Source organism: Streptomyces sp. NPDC058964, assembly GCF_042741275.1.
Taxonomy (GTDB): domain Bacteria; phylum Actinomycetota; class Actinomycetes; order Streptomycetales; family Streptomycetaceae; genus Streptomyces.
Genome location: NZ_JBHYKH010000433.1, coordinates 1,563 through 2,299, shown reverse-complemented (window position 1 = coordinate 2,299; position 737 = coordinate 1,563). Strand labels below are relative to the sequence as shown.

Below are 737 nucleotides of genomic sequence, written 5' to 3'. Positions count from 1 at the left end.
TCGCCGAACTGCGCGCCACGACCGTCGACCCGCGCGTCTCCGACGCCCTCCGCGAGGGGGCGGCCCCCCCCCCGGGCGCCGGCGGGGCCGGCGGCCCCGCGGGCGCGCCCCCCGGCGGGGCGGGGCGCCCGAATGGCCGATCTTCGATTACCCCGGCCGCCACGGGAACACGTAGCCGTAGCCGTAGCGGGGACGGCGCGGCCTCGAACGCCCTTCCGCCGCTCGAACGGCGGCGGACTGTTCTGTGCGTGTGGGGGCGGACCCACTCCACGACGAGCCAGGAGTCGCATCATGCCTGACCGACAGCAGAGTCTGCCCACGCCCGTCCGCGGCCTCGTGCAGGATCTCGCCACGCTGGACCGGGCTCTGTACGAGACGGTGACCATCACGCACACCCCGACCCTGGACACCGCCCTGCGGCGGCTGTCCAGGGCCGCCGACCACTCGAAGATCTCGTTCGCGACCGCGGCGCTGCTCGCCCTGTGCCCCGGCCGGCCCCGCCGCGCCGCCGTTCTGGGCGTCGCCGCCATCGGTGTCGCGTCGGCGGCCGCGAACCTGGTCGGCAAGCGACTCGTACGTCGCCCGCGCCCCCACCGGGCGGCGGACTCGCCGTTTCCCGGGCGGCACGTGCCCATGCCGGCGTCCGCGTCCTTCCCCTCGGGGCACACCGCGTCGGCAGTCGCCTTCGCCGCGGCCGGGGGGGCCCCCCCCGCGGGGGGGGGGCGGGCGCCCCCCCG

The 737-nt window shown here is 78.2% G+C and carries 1 protein-coding gene; it reads left to right on the top strand.

Going from position 1 to position 737, the window contains the following annotated elements; genetic code table 11:
* Window positions 1–291: 291 nt before the first annotated feature.
* The coding region (locus tag ACFW2E_RS35895; RefSeq protein ID WP_384472903.1) for a phosphatase PAP2 family protein at window positions 292–737 on the top strand (446 nt) is incomplete at its 3' end.